Source organism: Paenibacillus sp. Dod16 (assembly GCF_049893405.1).
Taxonomy (GTDB): domain Bacteria; phylum Bacillota; class Bacilli; order Paenibacillales; family Paenibacillaceae; genus Paenibacillus_AQ.
Genome location: NZ_JBNDYG010000029.1, coordinates 40,909 through 64,510 on the forward strand (window position 1 = coordinate 40,909; position 23,602 = coordinate 64,510).

At 49.2% G+C, this 23,602-nt stretch carries 20 protein-coding genes; 1 reads left to right on the forward strand and 19 read right to left on the reverse strand.

The features are described 5' to 3' along the window. Window positions 1-9 precede the first annotated feature (9 nt). From murD to ACPV3A_RS20915, 19 genes are all read right to left on the reverse strand, one after another. Window positions 10-1,443 carry a UDP-N-acetylmuramoyl-L-alanine--D-glutamate ligase gene (gene murD, locus ACPV3A_RS20825; protein WP_194541667.1) on the reverse strand — a complete coding sequence of 478 codons (1,434 nt, stop codon included), beginning with the start codon at window positions 1,441-1,443 and terminating at the stop codon, window positions 10-12. 3 nt (window positions 1,444-1,446) lie between these two features. After that, window positions 1,447-2,412, reverse strand: coding sequence for a phospho-N-acetylmuramoyl-pentapeptide-transferase (mraY, locus tag ACPV3A_RS20830; RefSeq protein ID WP_216533902.1), 966 nt, complete (start codon window positions 2,410-2,412; stop codon window positions 1,447-1,449). A 4-nt stretch (window positions 2,413-2,416) separates the two neighbouring features. Beyond that, a complete protein-coding gene (locus ACPV3A_RS20835) occupies window positions 2,417-3,835 on the reverse strand; it encodes a UDP-N-acetylmuramoyl-tripeptide--D-alanyl-D-alanine ligase (RefSeq protein ID WP_426200943.1) in 1,419 nt (472 codons plus the stop codon). Beyond that, the gene (locus tag ACPV3A_RS20840; RefSeq protein WP_220686037.1) at window positions 3,835-5,319 is read right to left on the reverse strand and encodes a UDP-N-acetylmuramoyl-L-alanyl-D-glutamate--2,6-diaminopimelate ligase; all 1,485 of its coding nucleotides are present in this window, start codon (window positions 5,317-5,319) and stop codon (window positions 3,835-3,837) included. The genes ACPV3A_RS20835 and ACPV3A_RS20840 overlap by 1 nt, the downstream gene beginning before the upstream one ends. 60 nt (window positions 5,320-5,379) lie before the next feature. After that, window positions 5,380-7,323: a stage V sporulation protein D gene (locus tag ACPV3A_RS20845; protein WP_216533897.1), complete on the reverse strand. Its 1,944-nt coding sequence runs from the start codon at window positions 7,321-7,323 to the stop codon at window positions 5,380-5,382. 86 nt (window positions 7,324-7,409) lie between these two features. After that, window positions 7,410-9,680, reverse strand: a complete 2,271-nt coding sequence (locus ACPV3A_RS20850) for a penicillin-binding transpeptidase domain-containing protein (protein ID WP_426200946.1) — start codon at window positions 9,678-9,680, stop codon at window positions 7,410-7,412. An 18-nt stretch (window positions 9,681-9,698) separates the two neighbouring features. After that, a complete protein-coding gene (locus ACPV3A_RS20855; RefSeq protein ID WP_220686039.1) occupies window positions 9,699-10,112 on the reverse strand; it encodes a cell division protein FtsL in 414 nt (137 codons plus the stop codon). 33 nt (window positions 10,113-10,145) lie between these two features. Beyond that, entirely contained in the window at window positions 10,146-11,099 is a 954-nt protein-coding gene (rsmH, locus tag ACPV3A_RS20860; RefSeq protein WP_194545107.1) for a 16S rRNA (cytosine(1402)-N(4))-methyltransferase RsmH, read from the reverse strand. Window positions 11,100-11,175: 76 nt separating this feature from the next. Beyond that, the gene (gene mraZ / locus ACPV3A_RS20865; protein WP_009590832.1) at window positions 11,176-11,613 is read right to left on the reverse strand and encodes a division/cell wall cluster transcriptional repressor MraZ; all 438 of its coding nucleotides are present in this window, start codon (window positions 11,611-11,613) and stop codon (window positions 11,176-11,178) included. Between the two features lie 207 nt (window positions 11,614-11,820). After that, on the reverse strand, window positions 11,821-13,089 hold the full coding sequence (locus tag ACPV3A_RS20870) for an adenosylhomocysteinase (RefSeq protein ID WP_426200949.1): 1,269 nt from the start codon (window positions 13,087-13,089) through the stop codon (window positions 11,821-11,823). Window positions 13,090-13,129: 40 nt separating this feature from the next. Further along, on the reverse strand, window positions 13,130-14,761 hold the full coding sequence (gene bshC / locus ACPV3A_RS20875; RefSeq protein WP_426200951.1) for a bacillithiol biosynthesis cysteine-adding enzyme BshC: 1,632 nt from the start codon (window positions 14,759-14,761) through the stop codon (window positions 13,130-13,132). 188 nt (window positions 14,762-14,949) lie between these two features. Beyond that, on the reverse strand, window positions 14,950-15,888 hold the full coding sequence (locus ACPV3A_RS20880; protein ID WP_071222975.1) for an ABC transporter ATP-binding protein: 939 nt from the start codon (window positions 15,886-15,888) through the stop codon (window positions 14,950-14,952). Next, window positions 15,885-16,880 (reverse strand): ABC transporter ATP-binding protein, encoded by a 996-nt coding sequence (locus ACPV3A_RS20885; protein WP_194541660.1) that lies wholly within the window; start codon window positions 16,878-16,880, stop codon window positions 15,885-15,887. Before ACPV3A_RS20885 ends, ACPV3A_RS20880 begins: the two co-directional genes overlap by 4 nt. Before the next feature lie 13 nt (window positions 16,881-16,893). Further along, window positions 16,894-17,844, reverse strand: coding sequence for an ABC transporter permease (locus ACPV3A_RS20890; RefSeq protein WP_071222973.1), 951 nt, complete (start codon window positions 17,842-17,844; stop codon window positions 16,894-16,896). A gap of 2 nt (window positions 17,845-17,846) precedes the next feature. Then, the gene (locus ACPV3A_RS20895) at window positions 17,847-18,779 is read right to left on the reverse strand and encodes an ABC transporter permease (RefSeq protein WP_426200954.1); all 933 of its coding nucleotides are present in this window, start codon (window positions 18,777-18,779) and stop codon (window positions 17,847-17,849) included. Window positions 18,780-18,988: 209 nt separating this feature from the next. After that, window positions 18,989-20,650, reverse strand: a complete 1,662-nt coding sequence (locus ACPV3A_RS20900; protein ID WP_194541659.1) for a peptide ABC transporter substrate-binding protein — start codon at window positions 20,648-20,650, stop codon at window positions 18,989-18,991. Window positions 20,651-20,799: 149 nt separating this feature from the next. Continuing rightward, window positions 20,800-21,186 (reverse strand): DUF3397 domain-containing protein, encoded by a 387-nt coding sequence (locus tag ACPV3A_RS20905; protein WP_194541658.1) that lies wholly within the window; start codon window positions 21,184-21,186, stop codon window positions 20,800-20,802. Between the two features lie 12 nt (window positions 21,187-21,198). Continuing rightward, on the reverse strand, window positions 21,199-22,155 hold the full coding sequence (locus ACPV3A_RS20910) for a ketopantoate reductase family protein (RefSeq protein WP_426200957.1): 957 nt from the start codon (window positions 22,153-22,155) through the stop codon (window positions 21,199-21,201). Window positions 22,156-22,294: 139 nt separating this feature from the next. Beyond that, window positions 22,295-22,945: an RsfA family transcriptional regulator gene (locus tag ACPV3A_RS20915; RefSeq protein WP_071222968.1), complete on the reverse strand. Its 651-nt coding sequence runs from the start codon at window positions 22,943-22,945 to the stop codon at window positions 22,295-22,297. Window positions 22,946-23,286: 341 nt separating this feature from the next. On the opposite strand from ACPV3A_RS20915, the gene ACPV3A_RS20920 reads away from it, so the two are divergent. Next, a complete protein-coding gene (locus ACPV3A_RS20920; RefSeq protein ID WP_006209059.1) occupies window positions 23,287-23,523 on the forward strand; it encodes a DUF2626 domain-containing protein in 237 nt (78 codons plus the stop codon). Window positions 23,524-23,602: the final 79 nt, after the last annotated feature.

Here is a 23,602-nt window from a genome sequence, read left to right on the forward strand (position 1 = left end):
CCCCCCTACTTAAAGGTTATGCACCGCCTCTTTAAAAATGCGTCCTCGATCCTCGAAGGAAGGAAACATGTCCCAGCTCGCACATGCGGGAGATAGTAGAACAATATCCCCGCTCTCTGCGAGCCCGGCAGCCTTCTGGACAGCCGAGGTCAAAGTCGCGGCGGCGTCCTTCCCATTATCGACGAGGAAGATGTCCTTTAATCCGGCTTTGGCAGCAGCCTTCGCGATTTTCTCCTTCGTTTCGCCAAGAAGCACGACGGCTTTCACCCTTCCTTGCAAGGAAGGAATCAATTCCTCATAATCCGACCCGCGGTCAAGCCCGCCCGCGATTAATATGATAGGCTCCTTGAACGAAGTCAATGCCATGTGCGTCGCCTTGGAGTTCGTTGCCTTCGAGTTATTGTAATAGGATACGCCCTGAAGCTCGGCAACGTATTCCAGGCGATGCTCAACACCGCGGAAGCTGGATAAAGCTTCTTCCAGCTTATCGGGAGCAACGCCGGCCGCTATGGCGATCGCACAGGCAGCCAATGCATTCCCTACATTAAATCTTCCGGGCAGTCCGATGTTCTCCACACGGATGATCTCATGCGTAAACCCTTCGCCATCTGTATAAATCAGCGTACGCCCCTGATCGTCGTCGTCCGAGTCCGGGGTACCGGCAACATATGGCGGCATTACGTGAACCCCTTCACGAAGGCTCTCACTCATCGAAAAAGGCACAATGCGCGCCTTGATATACGGAACAAGGTTTCTGCACACGGGATCATCCCAATTGAGCACAGCGGTATCATCTGCAGTCTGGTTGGCGAACAGCTTGGCTTTGGATGCAACATAATCATCCATTCCGCCATGGTAATCAAGATGCGTTTCCGCAATGTTGAGAAGGCAGGCAATACGCGGCCTGAACTCCTCTGTTCCTTTTAATTGAAAGCTGCTCAGCTCAACGACCATCCAATTGTTTTCAGTTGCTTCTGCTGCAGCCTCGGATAGTGGCGTGCCGATATTACCGGCTACAATCGGGGAAAGACCCGCGTTTTCCAGCAGCTTGCCTACCCAGGTTGTCGTCGTTGTTTTGCCATTCGAGCCTGTGATGCCGATGATCGGTGCTTCACACAGGTGATAGGCGATTTCAACTTCGGTCACGACAGGAATCTTAAGCTCCAGCGCCTTTTGAACAGGCGGGGCGGAATACGGAATTCCGGGATTTTTGACAAGAAGCGTTACACCGGGATGAATAAGATCATCGGGATGTCCACCGCAAATAACAGAAATACCCAAAGCCTCGAGCTCCGAAGCTTCAGGACACTGTTCTCTTTCCTTTCTGTCGTTCACAATGACGGAGGCTCCGGCTTGATGCAGCACTTTAGCTACCTGTACTCCGCTTTTGGCCAGTCCCAGTACGACGATATGCTTATCCCGATAATCTTCTAGCTGCTTCATATGTTACAACCCCTTGTTGATATAAAGTCCGAGTCCCGCAAGTATCAGTCCCACGGCCCAAAATGTAAAGACGACGCGCCACTCCGACCACCCGGATAATTCATAATGGTGATGGATCGGGCTCATTTTGAATATTCGCTTGCCTCTGGTTTTGAAGGAAACCACCTGAAGCACAACGGATAACATTTCTATGACGAATACCCCGCCAATAATGAGGAACAGCAGCTCGCTCTTGGTTACGATCGCTATGGCGCCAATAGCGCCCCCGATTCCTAAAGACCCTGTATCTCCCATGAACACTTTAGCAGGGTGAGCGTTAAATACCAGAAAACCGAGTACCGCACCGATCATCGCCGCTGCGCAGAATGCCGCCGCAAACGACGTAGACTGGATCGCCACAATGGCATAAGCGCCAAAGGCAATCGCACTGACACCGGACAGAAGACCATCCACTCCATCGGTGAAATTCACCGCGTTGCTGATGGCAAGCATCATGACCACGATGAACGGATAATAGAACCACGGCCCCCAATCAAAGGACCAATCCATTCCTGGAACGCTTATCGCCGTGCTATGGCCGTTGGAGATCAACAGCCAGCACATAATGCCGGAAAACAGAAGCTGTCCAAACAGCTTCTGCCTGGCCGTGAGTCCTAATGATCTGCGAAATACGATCTTAATATAGTCGTCAAGAAAGCCGATCAAACCGAAGCCGAGCGTCGCTACGATCATCACATAGAAATCAGTATCGACTGGAGAAAATTTAATATAAGTCAGTGTAAAAGCAAGCAGAATCACAACGCCGCCCATCGTTGGCGTTCCGGCTTTTTTCAAGTGGCTCTGCGGACCGTCGTTCCTAACCTGCTGGCCGAACTTCATCCGCCGCAGCAGCGGAATGAGCAGCGGAGCCGATATCACCGCAAGCACAAACGCTACACCGATTGTTAATAACAGCAATTGAAAGTCCATCAGCTCACCCCCTCACTCCGTTGTTGCCGCCAGGCAGCGCCTTTAACGCGTCAACTACGTGTTCCAGCCTCATGCCGCGCGAGGCTTTCACCAATACGATATCCTTCTCCGTTACCCGCTCCAGCAAGGCTTCGATCAGTTTTTCTTTATCCGTAAACGGAAGCACTGCTCCTTCAGGAAAGCGGTCTTTCGCTTTCATAGCCGTGTGAAGAGACAATGGGCCGAAGGTGAACACAAGATCCGTGTTGTCCGGAGATAAGTAATCTCCAATCTCGGCATGGAATTCCTCTTCACGCTGACCAAGTTCCAGCATGTCCCCGAGAACGGCAATTCGCCGGTGGTAGCCTTTCATATCACCAAGCACGTCCAATGCCGCCTTGACCGCGGTAGGACTCGAATTATAAGCATCGTTCAGCACGGTGACCCCGAAAGCAGTCTCCACGGCTTCGATCCGCATGCTCGACAGTTTCAGATTGGCAAACCCGCTGCGAATAGCTTCATCGCCGATTCCCAAATGGGCTGCTACAGCCATCGCCGCAAGCGCGTTGACTACGTTATGACGCCCGAGAAGCGGCAAGCTAAAGCCTTCGCCCGCATGCCGGTTCGAAGTGAAGATGATTCCTCTTGCATGGAACATAAGTCCCGTCGGATAATCGTCATTGGTTTCTTGATTGCCAAACGTAAATGTTCGAAGCCCTTCTGGCTTCACCGTAGTTTCTTCAGCAAGCACCTGGCGGATCAACGGTTCGTCCCCATGGTAGATCAGCAAGCCGCCCGGCTTCATGCCGCTAATAATTTCAAGCTTGGCGCGGGCGATTTCTTCGCGCGAACCGAGCTGAAGCAGATGCGCTTCCCCCACGTTGGTAATCACCGTCATATCCGGATGAGCAATGTTCGAAAGGAGTTCAATCTCGTGACGTCCGCTCATGCCCATCTCAAGCACGATAATATCGGTGTCTTCCTTCATCGCGAGGACGGTTAACGGAAGACCGATATGATTGTTGTAATTGCCTTGCGTCTTGTGAACGTTAAACGTGGTTTCAAGCAGTGCGGACACCATGTCCTTCACGGTGGTTTTCCCGTTGCTGCCGGTTATGCCCACCACCTTGGCGCTGCTCTCGGACAAATAGGCCGCCGCAAGCGTCTGGAGCGCCGTTAACGTATCCTCCACGAGAATGAGCGGCAGGTCGGGAATCGGTTGATGATCTCTCTGCCAGAGCACTGCGCCGGCTCCGCTGGCGAGCACACTCTCCACGAACGCATGCCCGTCAAATTTCTCGCCAACAATCGGAACAAACAAATTTCCCGGCTGTATGGTTCGGGAGTCGGTACCGACCCCTTGAATGATAATATTGTCATCTTGGTTACGTGAGAGCGTCCCGCCGCACATGTCGGCGATGCTCTTTAATGATTTATGGATCACTATTGTCTGCCCCTTATCGCGTCTTTGGCTACGATGCGGTCGTCAAAATCTAGCACTTCGCCCGCAATCAGCTGGTAGGTCTCGTGACCTTTCCCCGCAATCAATACTACATCGCCCGGGCTTGCCATTTCAATAGCCTTTTCAATCGCTTTCCGGCGATCAACGATGAGTTTGTAGCTTTCTGTTGACACCCCGTCCTCAATCAAGCCGGCTTCGATATCCTTCAGGATCAAATCCGGATCTTCCGTGCGGGGATTATCGGAAGTCACCAATACAACATCGCTATATTTCGCAGCAATTTTACCCATGATCGGCCGTTTGGTCCGATCCCGGTCGCCGCCGCAGCCGAATACCGTAAGCACTCGGCCCTCAGCGAATTCATTAACGGTACGCAGTACATTTTCGAGTCCGTCCGGCGTGTGCGCATAATCAACGATCACGGCGTACGGCTGACCTTCATCCACGACCTCAACGCGGCCGTCAACGCCGGGCACGGACTCCAGGCTGTTCTTGATATCCTCGAGAGGGATTCCCTCAAGAAGCGCGGCAGCGATCGCGGCCATGGCATTATACACGTTGAATTTCCCTACCATTCGAATCGCAATATCCGCACTGCCGCGGAAGGTATCCACATGGAACGAGGTGCCTTGAGCGGTGATTGAGATGTTGCTTGCCCGTATATCCGCATCTTCTCCCAAACCATAGGTAATCACTTCCGCCGCCGTCTGCTTGGCAAAATAAGCCGAAGCCTCATCATCCGCATTCAGGACGGCATATTTGCGTGATGGTTCATCCTTGGCAAAAGCGTTGCCCAGCCGGGAGAAAAATAACCCTTTTGCCCCGCGGTATTCTTCCATCGTATGATGGTAGTCCAGATGATCCTGCGTCAGGTTTGTGAATATAGCCGTTCGGAAGTCCGTTCCCTTTACCCGCCCCTGTTCGAGCGCATGCGAGGATACCTCCATCACGCAGCACTCGGTGCCTGCGTTCGCCATATCGTTCAAGTAACGCTGGAGCTCCAGCGCCTCTGGCGTCGTTCTTGGCATCGGGAAGGACTGACCATCGTATTTCATCTGAATCGTGCCGATCAATCCGGTCTTCAAACCGTAATCATTCATGATCGTCTCGATCAAATACGTTGTCGTAGTCTTGCCGTTCGTTCCGGTTACGCCAATCATCTTCATGCGGGAGCTCGGCTGATTATAAAAGGCGTTCGCCAAACCCGCCATCGCAAAGCGGCTGTCCCTCACGATGACTTGCGGAAGGTCGACCTCAAGCTTTCGCTCAACAACCAATGCCGCAGCGCCTTGGTCAGCGGCCTGGGCAGCAAACTGGTGTCCATCTACCGTATGGCCCGGCAGACAAATGAACAAATCCCCCGCTTTCACTTGTCTTGAGTCTGTTTCAATCCCCGTGATTTCAACTTCTCCGGATCCTTCGATAACAGCAGCCGCCAATACGGATGATAATTGCTTCAATTTCATTGTTATCCCTCTCTCTATATATCTGCATCATCCGCCCTCGCTCCCGAATCGGATGATGCCTTAATGTTCGTGCTTGGTTCCCTCGGGGTCTTCACCCATATAGATCCGAATGGTAGACCCTCGCTCTACCCGACTTCCCGGCTTCGGCGCCTGGGAAATCACTGTGTTGCCGGTCCCGGACTTGGCCAGCATGAAATTCATATTCAGATCCTCATACAGATCCTGAACCGTAGCTCCGACCAGGTTCGGTACAGTCACGGTTGGTGTCTCACCATACTTGTATTCACGGGCAAGCTGGTCTTTACGCGGCGGAACATTCATATAATGCAGCGCATCCTCCAGGATATTCTGCACGATCGGAGCAGCCACGACGCCACCGAATTGAATGCCCTTCGGATTATCTACCGCCGTGTACACCACAATTTCAGGATCATCGGCAGGCGCGAATCCGATGAACGATACGATATGCTCGGTCGATGAGTACCGGCCGTTAATAACCTTCTGGGCGGTTCCCGTCTTCCCTCCGACTCGATAGCCGTCGATGAAGGCAGGGCGCCCGGTCCCCTTAGCAACGACGCTCTCGAGTGCCTCGCGGACTTGCTTGGATGTTTCCTCCGAGATCACTTGTCTGACAAGCTCCGGCTTGATTTCCTCGACCGTCTCTCCCGTTTCTGGATTGACCCACGCCTTGGCCACATGCGGCTTAAACAATTTGCCGCCGTTAATGGCGGCAGACACTGCAGCAACCTGCTGGATCGGCGTAACCGATACTCCTTGCCCAAATGCCGTTGTCGCCAGCTCAACAGGACCGACATTGTCGAGTTTGAACAGGATCCCATTCTCTTCCCCATTCAAATCGATGCCCGTCTTTGCCCCGAAGCCAAAATCGCGGATATACTGAAACAGGCTTTCCTTGCCCAGCTTCTGACCTAACGCGACGAAGCCCGGGTTGCAGGAGTTCTGGACAACCTCCATGAAGGTCTGACTGCCATGGCCGCCTTTTTTCCAGCAGCGCAGTCTCGCTCCACCGACCTCTACCGCCCCACTGTCAAAGAAGTGGTCGTTCTTCAGGTCAACCTTGTCCTCTTCAAGGGCAGCGGCAAGCGTTATAATCTTGAATGTCGAGCCTGGTTCATAGGTCATCCAGATCGGCAGGTTACGGTTGTACGTCTCGGCTGAAAACTCCTGGTAATTGGCAGGAGAATACCCTGGCCTGCTGGCCATTGCCAAAATCTCACCCGTCTTGGGATTCATGGCGATCGACCAAGCCCCATTCGCCTGATACTTCACCATGGCTTGATCAAGCTCCCGCTCCATTATGGACTGAATCGATTTATCGATCGTCAGCTCCAGATTCAGACCGTCGCGGGGCTCTACGTATTTCTCCGAGGAGCCCGGCATGATTCTTCCGCCCGCATCGGACAGATAGGATATTCCGCCTTCGAATCCCTTCAGCTTGTCGTCATGCATGGCTTCCAGCCCGGTGAGTCCCTGGCTGTAGGCTCCCGTGAACCCCAAAATATGGGCTGCGAGATCGCCATAGGGATAATACCGTTTGTTATCCTCAGCAACAACGATACCCGGCAGCTTCAAATCACGAATTTCCTGAGCCAGCTCCATCGTAATTTTTCGTCCACCGGGATTTATCCGTTCCAACCTCGAACGTTTCGTAATGATTTTCTTGATATCGGCTTTGTCCATGTTGATAAGCCCGGCCAAGGTTTCGGCCGTATGGTCCGGATCTTTGATTTGTACAGGAATCGCCCAAATGGTCGGTGTCGTTATATTCGTAACCAATGCGGTTCCGTTGCGATCCAAAATTTCACCACGCTGTGCCGCAAACGGAATGTCGCGGCGCCAGAGATCCTCCGCCTTCGCCGACAGCTCCGCGCCTTTCCCAATCTGTACATAAGCCAGTCTGATAATCAGTGCTGAGAACAGCAGGAGCAGCAGCAGCAGGCTCCAGAGCAGCCTTCTCCGCTGCGATACCTTGGATACTTTCACCTAAGCTTCCCTCCCTGTTTGAACCCGAAAGCTCATGATATGCGTTCTTCACATGAGTATTCGGGACAAACCCGGGTTAGAACAAGCTATTCCCCTTCTGTCTTGCCTGTTGCTTCTGTTTCTTCATCGGTGGATTCTTTATCGCTGGATTCCTCGCTGCCATCGGACGATGTTTCATCAGAGCTGCTGCTTCCCGTGATCAACTCTTGAGCCGACTTCAGCGTTAACTGCACGATTCGCTGGCCGTTCTCCTTGGCTTCCAACTGCGAAACAACGTAGCCTTCACCCTGAACATTAACCTTTACTTTCATCAAGGTGAGCACTTCCATGGCGTCCCTAAGCGATTCACCCTCTAAATTCGGGATTTTCATCGTTGGACTATCCTCTGTAAGAAGATAAATCCGTTGTCCTGCACTAATGATCGCATTGGCGGGCGGGTATTGCTCCTTCACCGTGTTTCCGTTGCCCAAGGTCTCAAATGCCACTCCATCCTTCAACAGCTTGGCTTTTACGTCACTCAGCTTCAACCCCGTAAAATCCGGTGCTTTCAGGGAATCCTTCAGCGATGTTCCTGAATTCGTTTTTTCTTTATCCTGCTTTACATTCGATTTGGGAACGCCCCAATAATTCAATGTCTTGGATACGATCTCTTTAAATATAGGCGCTGCCAGCTTACCGCCGCCTTGTTCATCGTTCGCTTCGTCAATGATGACCAATACGGCTATCTTTGGATTCTCAACTGGTGCATAGCCAATAAACGAAACGATTTGTTTGGAACGATCCGCATATCCTCCATTGGATTTAATCGCCGTACCAGTTTTTCCCGCAACACGGTAGCCGTCGATATATGCAAGCCTTCCTGTACCATTTACTTGGTCAGCTACAACTTGCTCAAGGTAAGTCCCTGTCTCTCTTGCAGCCTCAGGAGATATGACCTGGCGCACGACTTTCGGCTCGATTTTCTCAACCTTGCCCGTGTTAGGGTCCTCGATCTGCTTAACCATATGAGGCTGCATGAGCTTGCCTCCGTTGGCAACGGCTGAAATGGCAGCAATCTGCTGAATAGGCGTTACGGATACGGCGTAACCATAAGTCATGGTAGAAATATCGGAATCATAAGTCATGTTCAAGGTACCGAGAATTTCGCCCGGAAGATCGATTTTCGTTTTCTCCGTAAACCCAAACTCCCGAATATAGTTAGTAAATCGCTCCTTGCCGAGCATTTCGTATCCCAACTTTACAAATGCCACGTTACTCGACCTTTTCACGCCTTCCAGGTAGGTAATGGGGCCCCAACCTACGCTGTTAATGTCCCGGTGGGTTCTTCCACCCGCTCTTATGGATCCGGATTGATAAATAGCACCCGGGTTAAACAGCTTCTCATGAACTGCACTGGCCAGCGTCACGATTTTAAAGGTGGATCCAGGCTCATATCTTGAACTTACTGCATGATTGATAAAATTCTTTTGATTCCATTCCGAATATGTATTGGGATCAAAAGTCGGCATATTGGCCATCCCCAGTATTTCCATCGTGTTCGGATCCGCTGCGATTACCGTCATACTGATTGGTTTATATTGGTTATACGTGTCGCGCATCGCTTCCTCGATATAATACTGGATTGTGTCGTCAGTCGTCAGTACTAAATTTTTCCCATTTATTGCGGGCTGGTATAAATCGTCTTCACTCGGGAGCTTGACCCCTTTTTTATCACTTTTGTACGAAGCGAATCCGTCGGTTCCCTTAAGGAACTCGTCATATCGCTGCTCAATGCCTCCGATACCCTTACCCTGGCGATCAGTATACCCTAGTATATGTGCAGCCCTTGTTTCTTTTGTATAGAAGCGTTTTTGCTCTCTCTGAAAGCCGATGCCCGAATCGGGGACTTTGCCGGCAGCCTTTAATTTTTGATTTAAGCTTTCACTATATTCTTCAACCTCGTCCTTCTTCTCCTTGTCAATCTTCCATCCTTCGCTGCGGACTTCCACACCTTTGAGGTATTCCCCATCCTTGTTTTTAGCTCTGACCAGTTCACGTAGCTCGTCCTCATCCTTGTCAAGAATTTCGTGCAGTCCTTTAACGACCTCATTCTCCATGCCGTTCGCCTGAATGACCGCAGGATTCACAATGACCGTAAAGGCTGGAGCGTCCATGGCTAGGATATTGCCATTCCGATCCATAATAGTCCCTCGAGAAGAAGGCAGTGGTTGAGTACGAGACCACTTCTTTAAAGCTTCGGCCTTCCAGAAGTCGTTATCGATCACCTGCAGCCAAAATACCCGACCAATCAATAAAGCAAAAAAGAGGGTTATACATCCCCCTATTAGCACGGTACGCAGTTTGATTTTTTTTATCATCGGTCAAAACCTCACACTTCAATCATTTTGTCCCGAGTCCGAATTCTGTGTCTCGGATGACCCCGAGACCGGTGATAGATGGATCGTATTATTGTTATCAATAGGGACATAGCCCAGCTCTTTCGCCTTGTCCAATATTTGCGTCTCCAGTGTTTGCTTCTCAACCTGTAGCTGATTAATATCTCGTTTCGCTTGGAGTATGTCGTTCTCCGTCGACTGGATCTGCCGGTTCAAGTCATAGGAATGAACATGACTCATGCCAATGACGCCCATGACGGCAACCACAAATACCACGGATAACAAATACAGCAGCTTTTCTTTTTGCGGAAGCTGGGAACGGCGTTTGACGACTTTTGTCTTCTCGAGATAAGCGGACTGCTGCGTTTCCTTCTGTCTCTCCTGTACGGCTAAATTGCCGCGCGTGTAAGCCATGGCTGATTCTCCTTCTTCAGGGATTTTATGTTTCTACAGTTTCTCCGCAATCCGCAGCTTCGCCGAACGCGCCCTTGGATTACTCTCAATCTCTTCCGCAGAGGGGATAAGCGGTTTGCGGTTCACCAACTTCAGCTCACCTTGGCCGCCTCCGCATACACACATCGGAAAATCTGGAGGGCATGTGCACTTGGGAATGTAACTGTTAAAAATCTGTTTGCATATCCGGTCTTCGAGCGAGTGAAACGTGATGACCGACACTCTTCCTCCCGGTGCAAGACATCGCACGGCTTGGTGAAGCGCGTCTTTGAATGCGCCAAGCTCATCATTTACCGCTATACGAAACGCTTGAAAGCTTCGTTTGGCCGGGTGGCCGCCCGTTCTCCGAGCTGCGGCCGGAATCCCTTCCTTAATCATCTCGACAAGCTCGCCGGTTGTCTGAATAGGGCTCTGTGCCCTTCTTTCAACAATGACCTTGGCAATCCGCCTTGAAAATTTCTCTTCGCCGTATTCATACAATATTCGCGCGATTTCCTGTTCCGGCCATTCGTTTACAATCTTGGCTGCGGTAAGCTCGGCGGATTGATCCATCCGCATATCCAGCGGGGCATCATGATTGTAACTAAACCCTCTCTCCCCTTCATCGAACTGCGGAGAAGATACGCCCAAATCGAACAGTATACCGTCAACTTGCGGCTGCCCGTTCTCGTCAACCTCCACTTCGTTACGGAGCACTTCCTCCAAATCACGAAAATTGGTTTTGACGAGCGTGATCCGGTCCACATACGGCTTCATGACTTCCCGGGCGTTATTCAAAGCCCAATCGTCCTGATCCAATGCGATTAACCGACCATTCGAACTTAGTTGGGAAGCAATCAGCGAGCTGTGCCCTGCTCCCCCGAGCGTACAGTCAACATATATACCGTCTGGTTTGATGCGCAGCCCTTCTGTCGCTTCTTGCTTAAGCACTGTGATGTGATGGAACAAAGCTGCAGCCCTCCATTGTGTCTCATTCATGATTTTAAGTGTAAATTGTCCATTTCAATACGATGTTCCTAGCTGGTTATAAATCAAAATCAAAATCTACCAGCTTCTCAGCAATGTCATTGAATGCTTCCTCCGACTGCTGATAGTAATTCTGCCACTGCTCCTTGCTCCAGATCTCCACTCGGCTCGATACGCCGATGACGACGCATTCCTTCTCGAGCTTGGCGAACTCGCGCAAATTGCCCGGCAAATTTACCCTTCCCTGTTTATCCCATTCACATTCCGTCGCCCCGGAGAAAAAAAACCGGGTGAATGCGCGTGCATCCGACTTCATGAGCGGCAGGGATTTGAGCTTCTGTTCCATGATGGCCCATTCATCTTTGGGGTATACAAAGAGGCAATTGTCCAATCCGCGGGTTACGATAAACGAGGTGCCCAGGAGGTCGCGAAACTTAGCAGGGATAATGATTCTCCCCTTATCGTCGATGCTATGTTGAAACTCCCCCATGAACATCAGGCACTCCACCCCTTAACCCCGATTCCCCACTTTGCACCACTTTCCACCACTTTAGGATAATAGATTCGGCGTCAAGAATCAAATACCTTCTATCGAGCATTTGTTTTTTTGGAACTTTCTCTCAGAACATTCGCACAAAAAACCTCCTTTCATCCCGCATGGGGATGGAAAGGAGGTTTGCAAATGATCTAAAGCTGCTGCTGTTTAGTGCTKAGCCCAGCTGTCCAAGTAAGACTTCTGCTCAGCGCTCAGGCTGTCGATTGTAATACCTAGACTTTCCAGTTTATACAAGGCAACCTGTTTATCCAATTCGTAAGGAACATTTACAACGCGGTTACCGATGTTCTTGTAGTGATCATTCACATGTTTGAGCGACAGTGCCTGGAGCGCAAACGTCATATCCATAATTTCCGCCGGATGTCCGTCACCTGCCGCCAGATTCACCAAACGGCCTTCGGCAAGCAAATAAATCTTACGGCCATCTTTCAGGTGATATTCTTCGATATTGCGCCGAACCGTCCGAACCGATTGAGACCGTTCTGACAAATCCGGTTTATTGACTTCCACATCGAAGTGACCGGCATTGGATAAAATGGCACCGTCCTTCATGACATCAAAGTCTTCCCCGCTGATGACATCGCGGTTACCCGTGACGGTTACAAAGAAGTCTCCCAATTTGGCCGCTTCGCGCATTGGCATGACGCGGAAGCCGTCCATATAAGCCTCAACGGCCTTAATCGCATCAATCTCGGTCACAATAACGTTGGCACCAAGACCTTTGGCACGCATGGCCACGCCCTTGCCGCACCAGCCATATCCTACGACAACAACCGTCTTGCCTGCAACCACCAGGTTGGTCGTCCGGTTAATTCCGTCCCAAACCGATTGTCCGGTACCGTAACGGTTATCAAACAAGTATTTGCAGTATGCATCATTCACGGCAACCATCGGAAATTTCAGAGAGCCTTCTTTCTCCAAAGACTTCAGCCGCAGGATGCCTGTCGTTGTCTCTTCCGCTCCGCCCCGAATTCCTTCAAGCAGATCGGTACGCTCGGAGTGCAGGATCGTAACGAGATCCCCGCCATCGTCGATGATCAGATCCGGTCTGGTCTCCAGTGTTGAAATGAGATGCTGCTTGTATTCCTTAGGATCCGGGTTATACTTGGCAAACACCGTGATCCCGTCTTCTACCAATGCGGCACATACATCATCTTGAGTTGACAGCGGATTACTGCCCGTAATCGTCACTTCAGCGCCGCCGGCCTGAATGACTTTCGCCAGATAAGCGGTCTTGGCTTCCAGATGCAAGGAGATAGCGACTTTCAACCCTTTGAATGGCTGTTCTTTCTCGAATTGTTCACGCACCCGGTTCAATACCGGCATATGCGCCTTCACCCAATCGATTTTCAAATGACCTTCCGGTGCCAGTTTCAAGTCGGTAATATTGCTGGTTTGTATGGATGATGAGCTCATTTAACGGCCTCCTATGATCTGATGTTTGAATTCCTGATCGTTATACGTAAACGACCCTGTGAATGCCCGAAGCAGCGTATGGGATTTCCATCAGGCGATCCACCAGATTCAATCCATAACGATTCATGTATTCCAGGATGTTGTATACCCTTTCCTGAGGTTTCCCTTCCGGCAACAACGTCTGTTCAATGCGCCTCCATTGTGCCAGCGCGGCCTCATGCTGCTGTTCCAAGGCATTCCGGGATTTACTTAACAGGTAATCCATCTGCTCCAATATTTTATCTTTATTGGTTAGACCTAATTTTAACAGTCCACTTTGCATTTTGCCAAGATCTTCTATTAGAGGCCGATATAATGCTTCAAATTGTTCCCGGGTTTGTCTGAATCGTGCTTCCAAATTCAGCTCGTCCTTACTGGCAAGCCAAGCCTCACGCTTCTCGGACAATCGAAGCTGGACATCCTCGAAGGACAATCCGTATTTCTCCATCAGCTTATGGACAGTTCCATCTACGATGGAGAATGACATTCTTGGGATAATCAGCGGCATCTGCAAACCCAAGTCGGAGAATGCATAACGCGTAATCGCCCAATAGGAAATCTCGCCTGGACCGAGTATCGTCCCGAGCACGGGCAGCAGTGAATCCTGCATGATTGGACGGGTCAACACATTGTTGCTGAAGCGTTCAGGGTGCTGATGCAAATCCCGAAGCAGTTCATCTTCCGTCAGCGAAACGATGCCTTTCCGGTCTGAGAATACACGTCCTTCTCGGTAAAGCAACAAGCGTCTGCCTTCATGCAAGTAGAACAAGTTAGCCCCATTCTCGGATACATCAGCCTGGACTTCATAACCCTGACCCGCGATATCCCTCGCAGCCTGCTGGTACGAAAGTCCCATTTGTTCGTTGCGGGTAATCAATGATTCGAATATGGGTACTTCCAACGCCCGAAGTCCCGGGTCTGCCGAATCCAGGAGGATCAGCCCATATTTGCCGAACAGATAGCTGATCAGTTTAGCGAATGCCTCGCTGAGCCCGGCCGAACCGTTCAGCGATTCCCTCGCCATCTTCAGCAGATCTGCCTTATATTCGCTGTCTGCCAATTGAGTCTGAAGCTCTGCCAGCATCGAATTCCAATCTTCCTCAGCAACGTCAGTATAACTAACTGACGTCCTGAGTCCGTCCTTGGCATCAAGCTTGATCTTGGAAAGCTGCAGATCCTGATTCAGGAAGTACGTATGATTCACTTCATCCCAATCATGATCCTCCCCGGCGATCCAAAATACAGGCACGACAGGACGTTTCAAGCGCTCTTCCGCCTCGCGGGCCGCTTGAATAACGGTAATTGCTTTATATATGACAAGCAGAGGTCCAGTGAACAAACCGCTTTGTTGTCCACCAACCATCGTAACCGTTCCTGGCCGCTCCAGAAGTTGGAGTGATTTATGTACAGCGGGATGATCATTGTGTTTCTTATTGTACGTCCGAAGACAATCCACCAGCGCTTTACGCTGAATTCGCTTGTCTTCAGAAAGATCCAGCCATTGTACCCGCTCTGCAAAGCTGTGCTCGCCGCGGTAATCTTCACCGTAGAACCCGCTTACCCGGTCGAAATGATGAATATAATCCTGAGCGAGACGCGAAGCGAGGGATAATGGTTCCGGAACGATATTCATGAGGTATGCCTCCTATTCTACGTCGTAACCAAATCTAGATTGTGCTTAAATTTAATTTCTTCTATATTATTTTGCCTTTCTTGATTGTACCGAATGTTGGCATTCTGCGTCAAAGGAAAAGAATAAGCCGCCGGCACGATGCCAGCGGCTATTCTTGAAGCTGCTTCCTCATACTGAGGTCCGTTTATTCAAGCGTAGGCTTTTGCAACCCAGTGTCCTTTGGACACTTCAACCAATTCCGAATCCTTCACGTCCAGTTGAACCGTTCCGTCTTCGCCTTTGGCAGCTGAAATCGGCCCCTGCATATCGTCTTCCAGCTTGAGCCGCTTTTTGTTTGCCTCAATTTCCGGATCCGGAATCGGAATCGCGGACAACAAGGTTTTGGTATATGGATGGATCGGATTTGCATACAGCTCTTCACTGTCTGCCAGCTCCACCATTTTACCCAAATACATAACCGCTACCCGGTCACTGATATGCTTAACCATGGACAGGTCATGCGCAATGAAGAGATAGGTCAGGCCAAGTCGGTCCTGCAAATCTTTAAGCAGGTTAACAACCTGCGCCTGAATCGAAACGTCGAGCGCCGAGATCGGCTCATCACAGATGATAAATTTAGGGTTCACCGCGAGAGCACGGGCAATCCCGATCCGTTGACGCTGACCGCCCGAGAATTCATGAGGGTAGCGCGTCGAGTGGTCACTATTCAAGCCGACCATATCCAGCAGCTCCTCAATCCGCTTCTTGCGTTCGGCGCGGCTGCCGGCCATACCGTGAATATCCAGAGCTTCCCCGATAATATCCGACACTGTGAATCTTGGGTTCAGCGAGGCATACGGATCCTGGAAGATCATCTGCATATCGCGGCGCATCGCCTTCATTTTGCCCGGAGACAGCTTGTAAATATCCGTTCCGTTAAAATTAACGCTGCCGGCCGTAGGCTCATAAAGGCGGAGAATCGTCCGTCCTGCAGTGGATTTACCGCAACCCGACTCTCCCACCATACCAAGCGTTTCGCCTTCACGAATAAAGAAATTCAGATCGTCAACCGCTTTAAGAACCTGGCCTTTGCCCACGTTAAAATACTTCTTCAGGCCTTTTACCTCAATCAAGTGGTTATCCTTCATGAACCTTGGGCCTCCTTCGCCATCGGATGCAGATTCCAGCAGCGCGCCGTGTGCGTGTCGCTGAATTCCGTTGCGCCTGGATCCACCCGTTCACAAATTCGCATAGCTTCGTCACAGCGAGCAGCGAACGGACAGCCTACAGGTGGTTTAATCAGATCCGGCGGTGTTCCGATAATCGGAATGAGCGGTTCGTCTTTCTTCTGATCCAGACGCGGCATGGAACGAAGCAACCCTTTGGTGTAAGGATGCTGCGGATTTTTGAAAATCTCCCATTTCGTTCCCGTTTCCACCACTTCACCTGCATACATGACGATGACACGGTCACACATACCGGCAACAACGCCGAGGTCATGCGTGATCAGAATGATCGATGTGCCCAAACGTTCCTGCATTTCCTTCATAACGTCCATAATCTGTGCCTGAATGGTCACGTCAAGTGCCGTTGTCGGTTCGTCCGCAATCAGCAGGGTCGGCTTACATGCAAGCGCAATGGCGATCATTGCACGCTGACGCATACCGCCGGAGAACTCATGCGGATACTGATTGAAGCGCTCCTCCGCATTTTTGATGCCCACCAGCTTCAGCATTTCTATAGCGTGTTTTTTGGCTTCGGCGAAAGACATTCCCTGGTGCTTGATCAGCACCTCTGTGATTTGTTTGCCTATTCTAATGGTCGGATTCAGCGATGTCATCGGATCCTGAAAGATCATTCCAATATCCTTGCCGCGAATCGCTTCCATTTGTTTATTCGTTTTTTTGAGAAGGTCCTGTCCTTGGAAAATGACCTCACCCTTTTTTATTTCTGAGGGCGGGGACGGAATCAATCGCATAATGGTCTGGGCGGTAACACTTTTACCGCTTCCGGACTCACCGACGATGGCAACCGTCTCCCCCTTGCCGACTTCAAAATTCATGCCGCGGACTGCCTTTACTTCACCGCCGCGAACACGAAACGATACGTTGAGGTCCTTTACCTGCAAGATCGGTTCCATACCTTCCCACCTCCTATTTTTTCAATTTCGGATCAAGCGCATCACGCAATCCATCACCGAAAATGTTAAATGCTAACATCGTCAAGCTGATAAATAGAGCAGGGAACAACATCCGCCATGGATAGTACATCCATCCGGACAGGGCATCATTAATCATGGAGCCCCATGAAGCAACCGGTGCTTGAACGCCAAGACCCAGGAAGCTCAGGAATGCCTCGGCAAAGATCGCGCTTGGAACCGACAGGGTCAAGGTAACGATAATCGGACCCATCGCATTCGGAATCAAATGCCGGAACAACAGGCGCGCGGTTCCAGCTCCCATCGAACGTGAGGCGAGGACATATTCTCTGCTCTTAAGCTGCATAATCTCGCCCCGCACAATCCAGGACATGTTAATCCACCCGGTGATGGTTAAGGCGAGTATGATCGTTCCTAAACTTGGTTCGAATACAACCAGCAGCAAAATCGTAACGAGCAGATACGGAATGGAATACAAAATTTCTGCAAACTTATTCATGAACTCATCGACACGGCCACCGAAATAACCCATGATGCCGCCATATATTACACCAATCATCAAGTCAATCGCAGCAGCTGCAAGACCAACGGTCAAGGATATCCGAGCTCCCATCCAGGTACGAACAAAAACGTCGCGGCCCAGATCGTCGGTTCCAAACCAATGTTCTGATGAAGGCGGCATATTCGTATTCATCAAATCATTCGTTTCATAATCATAGTTCGAGATCATCGGGCCGATAATGGCCATGATGACAATCAAGATCATAATAACCAAGCCCGTCATAGCAAGCTTGTTCTTGCGCAATCTTTCCCAGGAATCTCTCCAGGAGGACAAACTTTCACGCTGTATTACCTCGGATTGTTTCTCATCAGGACCAATTTTCTGAAAATCTTCAGGCTTTAAGTTTAGTGCCGCAGGATGAGGCATACTTTGTTCTTTCTCCATGTCTACCTCTCCTTTCCGCCGGTCAATTTAATGCGTGGATCCACAAATACATATACGATATCTGTAACGAAACGCGCCAGCATCAGCAAGATGCCGTAGAATATGGTAATCCCCATAATGACTGTATAATCGCGGTTTGTGATACTTTCAACAAACTGTTTGCCAATGCCGCCAATGCCGAAGATCTGTTCAATAACGACCGAACCGGTAATGATGTTCGCTGTCATTGGCCCGACGTACGTTACGACTGGCAAGATGCCGTTACGGATGACGTGACGGAACATAATGACTAACCAGTTGAGACCCTTGGCCTTCGCCGTCTTGATATAATCCGAATGCAGCACTTCCAGCATGCTGGATCGCGTTAATCGTGCGATAAACGCAATCGGTTGAGCTGACAGGGCCATAACAGGGAGCACGTAGTCGAGCGGACCTTCAAAGCCCATAACATTGAAAATGCCCGCTTTCTCTGCGAGAACGTATTGCAACAATGACGCAAGCACGAAACTCGGTACTGCGATGCCGAGAACCGAGATGATCATGGCGATGTTGTCAATCAGCTTGCGGTGATACAGAGCTGCAAGCATCCCTAGCAGGACACCCACGATAACGGATACTACGATCGCGATAAGACCCAACCGGAGTGAAGGGCCAAATGTGTCAACAATAATATCCGTGACGGACTGTCCCTGTTTCTTCATAGACAAACCAAAGTCACCTTGAACGATATTGCCCAAGTATTTCGTATATTGCTGAAATACCGGTTTATCTAAATCATACTGCTCCATCAGCCTCGCCAAAATTTCAGGCGATGGCTTTTTCTCTCCCATAAACGGATCGCCCGGTATGGCTTTCATAAGAAAAAAAGTGGCTGAGATCAGTATGAACAACGATACAAGCATATAAAAAAACTTACTCGCCACATACCTCAGCATTTCGCTAGCCTCCTGATCAGTTGTTCTAAACCAAGCCGTCTATATAATTGTATTATTCTAGAACGGAACTGGCATCCCTTAACTTTCACCAACGGACACAAGATTTGGAAACCTTGCGCTCATACAAAAAAATCGGGATATATATGAGGTTTAAATGCCCCACATATATATCCCGAACGGTAACCTTTTATAAATGGTTTTACAAAAGACTACTCAATATATGCACGTGTGAAATCGATATCACCCTTATAATCCAGATGCAGATTCTTCACCCATGGTTTAACCAGGGACACGCTGGAGTAATAGTAGATCGGCATTACAACTTGGTTTTCTTCAACGAGAATTTTCTCAGCTTTGGACATCAGCTCCATGCGTTTAGCGTTATCGCTAGTTGCATAAGCATCCTTCACAAGTTTGTCATATTCTTCGTTCTTGAAGCCCGTATCGTTGTTACCACCGTTGGATGTCCACATATCGATATAAGTCATCGGGTCGTTATAATCTGCTCCCCAACCGGAACGGGCAACTTGATAGTTCAAATCCGTACGGTTCTTCAGGAATACGCCCCACTCTTGGTTTTGTACCTTCACAGTAACACCGAGGTTATTCTTCCACATATCTGCGATAGCAAGCGCAATTTTCTTGTGGTTGTCATCGGAGTTATGGATCAGAGTAACTTCCGGCAATGTGGTATAGCCTTTTTCCTTCATACCTTGCTCGAGCAGTTTCTTAGCTTCTTCAAGATTTTCATCGAAGTAAGTATCCGGCACCTCTTTACGGTACTCGTCGGACTCACCTTTGATACCAGGAGGAACAAAACCGTGTGCAGGAAGTTGTCCACCTTGCGTGATTTTCTCTACGATCGCCTGACGATCAATCGCCATGGCAAATGCTTTCCGGATGTTCACGTTGTCAAATGGTTCTTCTGTTGTGTTAAAGATATAGAAATACGTTGATGAAATCCCTTTGATCATCAGTTCATCGCCCAATTCCTTCTTGATCGCATTGAGCTGATCCGTCGGAATATTTCCTGTTGGATGTCCTGCATAATCCAATTCATCGTTACGATAGCTTGAAAGTTCAGTTGCCGAGCTGTTCACGATACTCATTTGAACTTTTTCAAGTTTGATTCCATCCTTGTCCCAATATTGGTCGTTCTTCACAAGCTCGATCTTTTGACCTTTGGTCATTTGTGAAACTTTGAACGGACCATTACCGATCAATGTTTCCGGTTTCGTTGCCCAAGAAGCATTACCTTCAACAGAGCTGTGAATCGGGAAGTAGGTTTGGAATGACATCAAGCTGAGGAAGTATGGCGTTGGGTTTGCCAGCGTAACTTCGAGCGTATAGTCATCGGTTGCTTTTACGCCGACTTCATTGGCGTCTTTGATCTCTCCAAGATTGTAAGCTTCAGCGTTTTTGATGTAATAGAGCTGATACGCATATGGTGATGCAGGAGTAAAGTTCGGATCAAGTACGCGTTTCCATGCATACTCAAAATCTTTAGCTGTTACTGAATCGCCGTTACTCCATTTGGCATCTTTGCGAAGGGTGAAGACATATTTCAATCCATCTTCAGAAATATCCCATTTTTCGGCTACGCCAGGCTCTTCAGAGCCATCTGCACCCTTCCGAACCAAACCTTCAAATACAGCACTGATTACCGTATTCGACGTGTTATCCTGAGCCAAGCCCGGATCCAATGTAGGAGGGTCGGAAGCAAGGTTCATACGGAAGACTTGCTCTTTAGGCTTGTCCGCCGTTCCGCCGTTATTAGCGCCTTCGTTCTTGTCAGCTCCACACGCTGCCAAAACCGAGCTGAAAGCAAGAATTAGCGTCATGAGAAGCAGTAATTTCTTTTGTTTCTTCATCTTGCGGTATCCCCCTCATAGATTTTAGGTATATGCTTATCGATTATACAACCAGTGGTCAAAAAAATCCAGAAATCAATAAATTGAAAAATCTGCCTGACCCAGAGATCAAACAGATTTATCATATAATACTAGTTATTAGATTGTACTTACATCATCTTAATTATGTAGGAGAGGAGACCAAAAAATGTAAAAACTATATAACCAAAACTCATGCTGACAAAACCCAGACGCCACACGGCGCGCAGCAGCCTCTTACCGTTAACCTTGCCTTTCCAGCGGTTCTGCGCACTGCCGATCAGCCCCGCTGCAATGAGCAGCATGAGGAGAATGAGATAGAACCCGAATTTGGACTGGAATGTATTATTAAACAAGGCGGAGACGGAAAATAGCATGAAAAATGTGGTTACATCCATGGCCAGCTCCAGCGCTTGCTTTCGATTTTTATTTCTTTGCAAGACAATGAAATACACCAGTAAAAACGGAATGAACGGAAAAAGACTTAATGTGTGAAACAGCCCCTGCAAAAAACCCATGCTAAAGACCCCCTATGTATTCATCCCCTCGATGAGCTGTGTGATCAGCTCGTGTTTTGGCACAGAAATGCCATATTTTTGACCCAAACGGACAATGCTACCGTTAATCCAGGCAACCTCCGTCGTTCTGCCGTCCATTACATCCTTAAGCATGGAAGACGTGTTACCTGAAGTCGATTGGCAGACGGATAGGATCCATTCCCAAAGCCCGCTTCCATAAGGAATTCCAGCCGCTTCATATACGGCGATCCCTTCATTATATAACTGCTCCATAAGCCTGACTCGTTCTGGGGAAGTTAACAGCTCTCCATTAGGAATCCGCCACAATGCTGTCAAAGGATTAATGACCGCGTTGATCAGCAGTTTACGATTAATCATCTCATCCATTTCATTCGACAAAAAAGCTTCAAATCCTGCTCTATTCAGCTGTTTAACAAGCTTAATTTCATGATCATCCTGAGAGAAGGCATCTAATGAGCTCCCGGCAGATTTCATTTTGCCGATTGTCGTCGTTCCGTGACCGGCGTGCAAAACGGAGAGGCTGCTTGTACGCTTGGCCCCTTCCGTCGTAATGGCGGCGTAGAGCGTCCACATCGGCAGCAGGTCCTGAAGCCGCTCCAAATGGCCTGTACCGTTTTGAAAACATAGGAGTCTGCGGTGATCTTGCCCAAATAGAGCCAGCATCTCCGTTGCCATCTCTTCGATCCCTTGCTGCTTCAGCATGAGGAAAAGATAATCCGCATCGGCCCCGCCACCCGACTCGGCAAAGGATGACCATGAGCTGACCGAGAAAGCATGGGCGTCAACGACCTGGTGCCGGCCCGGCTCCTCGATGGTTATGCCGGAAGCCCGAAGCTTGTCCGCCTGCTCCTCGCTTCGACACCATAGCGTGACACGGCAGCCTGAATCCGCAAGTTTTCCCGCATATAACAGCCCCAATGAGCCGGCTCCGATAATATGGATATTCATGATAATCCCCCATTATTGTAATCAACCACAAAGTACTAGTCCTAGTATATATCAGAATAATCTCCTATACGCACAAATAACCCGCCAAGCGCATGAAATGCACTAATGCGGGTTACGGCTGGAGCAAGCTAATCTTTACCTATTCAATTCGTTCTAGGTTACCATTTGCGTCCATTTTAAAGCGTGTCTTAAGTTCCTCGTCTTCTTCATTTAAGAAAGCAAGTCTGCGTGCCCGATCCATAATCTGAATCAGTGCCTTATAATCGTCATTGACCACATGATAGTCCGTTTTCACTTCGCTGACTTCCTTCAATAACCTTTGATTCTCACTGCGGAGTCTTGAAAGCTCTTCCTCTTTTTCACGCAAGTTCTTCTCAAGCAATTTATACTGACGTGAACTTTCCTGAAGCCCGCCCTTCCACTGACGAAGGAAACGGATAACGGCATCGATGGACAGTGTTTCTTCGCTTGCACCATCATTCTTATAGACATCGTGCTCCAGTTCCGGAGCAGCCAAACCGGCAACCTGCGGTCCGCTTACCGAAGGCTGTTTTTTATAATAACTTCTCTTTTGACGCTGAGATTTCGCCAAGCTGATAGCATCCTCATATTTCTTGCGAACGCAGCTGTTCCAACGAAATCCACAAGCCGCCGATGTCCGGCCGATTCTTTCTCCCACTTCCTCAAAGGCAGCCAATTGGGTGCTGCCCTCACGAATATGACGAAGGGTCACCTCCGCCAATATTAGGTCGTCCTCTGCACTCCATGCATCCTGTCTCACTGCTGACATACCATAAAACCCTCCTAACGACATCCTAAAATAACCGTCTTCAATACCGTAAATCGGCTGCTGAATAGGGTATAAAAACTGCTTAATTCATTTCTATGCCTCTCATAGAGTTCATAGAATCTATTTGATACTAAAATGTATTTCCATTTTGATTACAGATCATACTCTTACGAAGGCAAAAGGGAAGATTCGTCCAAATTATTCACGAATTCAACGTCCTGCTTCTGGTTAATAATAAAAAATAAAGGGTTTTCTTGAGTTAGGCGTTTACACGTTTTTCCCATAACGCTATAATGTTCATAGCAGCATTATGTGCGTACATACGAGAGGAGGATATAATCGTGGCACGGATGTTTCGAGTCCTTGGCTTTTTCACCCTGACTATCGGGTTGATGGCCTTTGCCGGAGATCATATTGAAATGGCACTGCTTTTCTTCCTGCAGACTGCATTTTTCGTGATCCTGGGATATTTGAAATTCACGGAGAGAACCTATATTCTTCTCTTCTGGGCTTATATGATCGTGACCTTCACAGGCTTTAGCTATTGGACGGTCTTCATTATGGGCAAACCACTCTAATAGGTAAACCATGCAAGCGATGTTTGTAATCCGCCGGCGCTCAACCTGGACAAACTGGGGCACGCTGGTGGATTTTCCT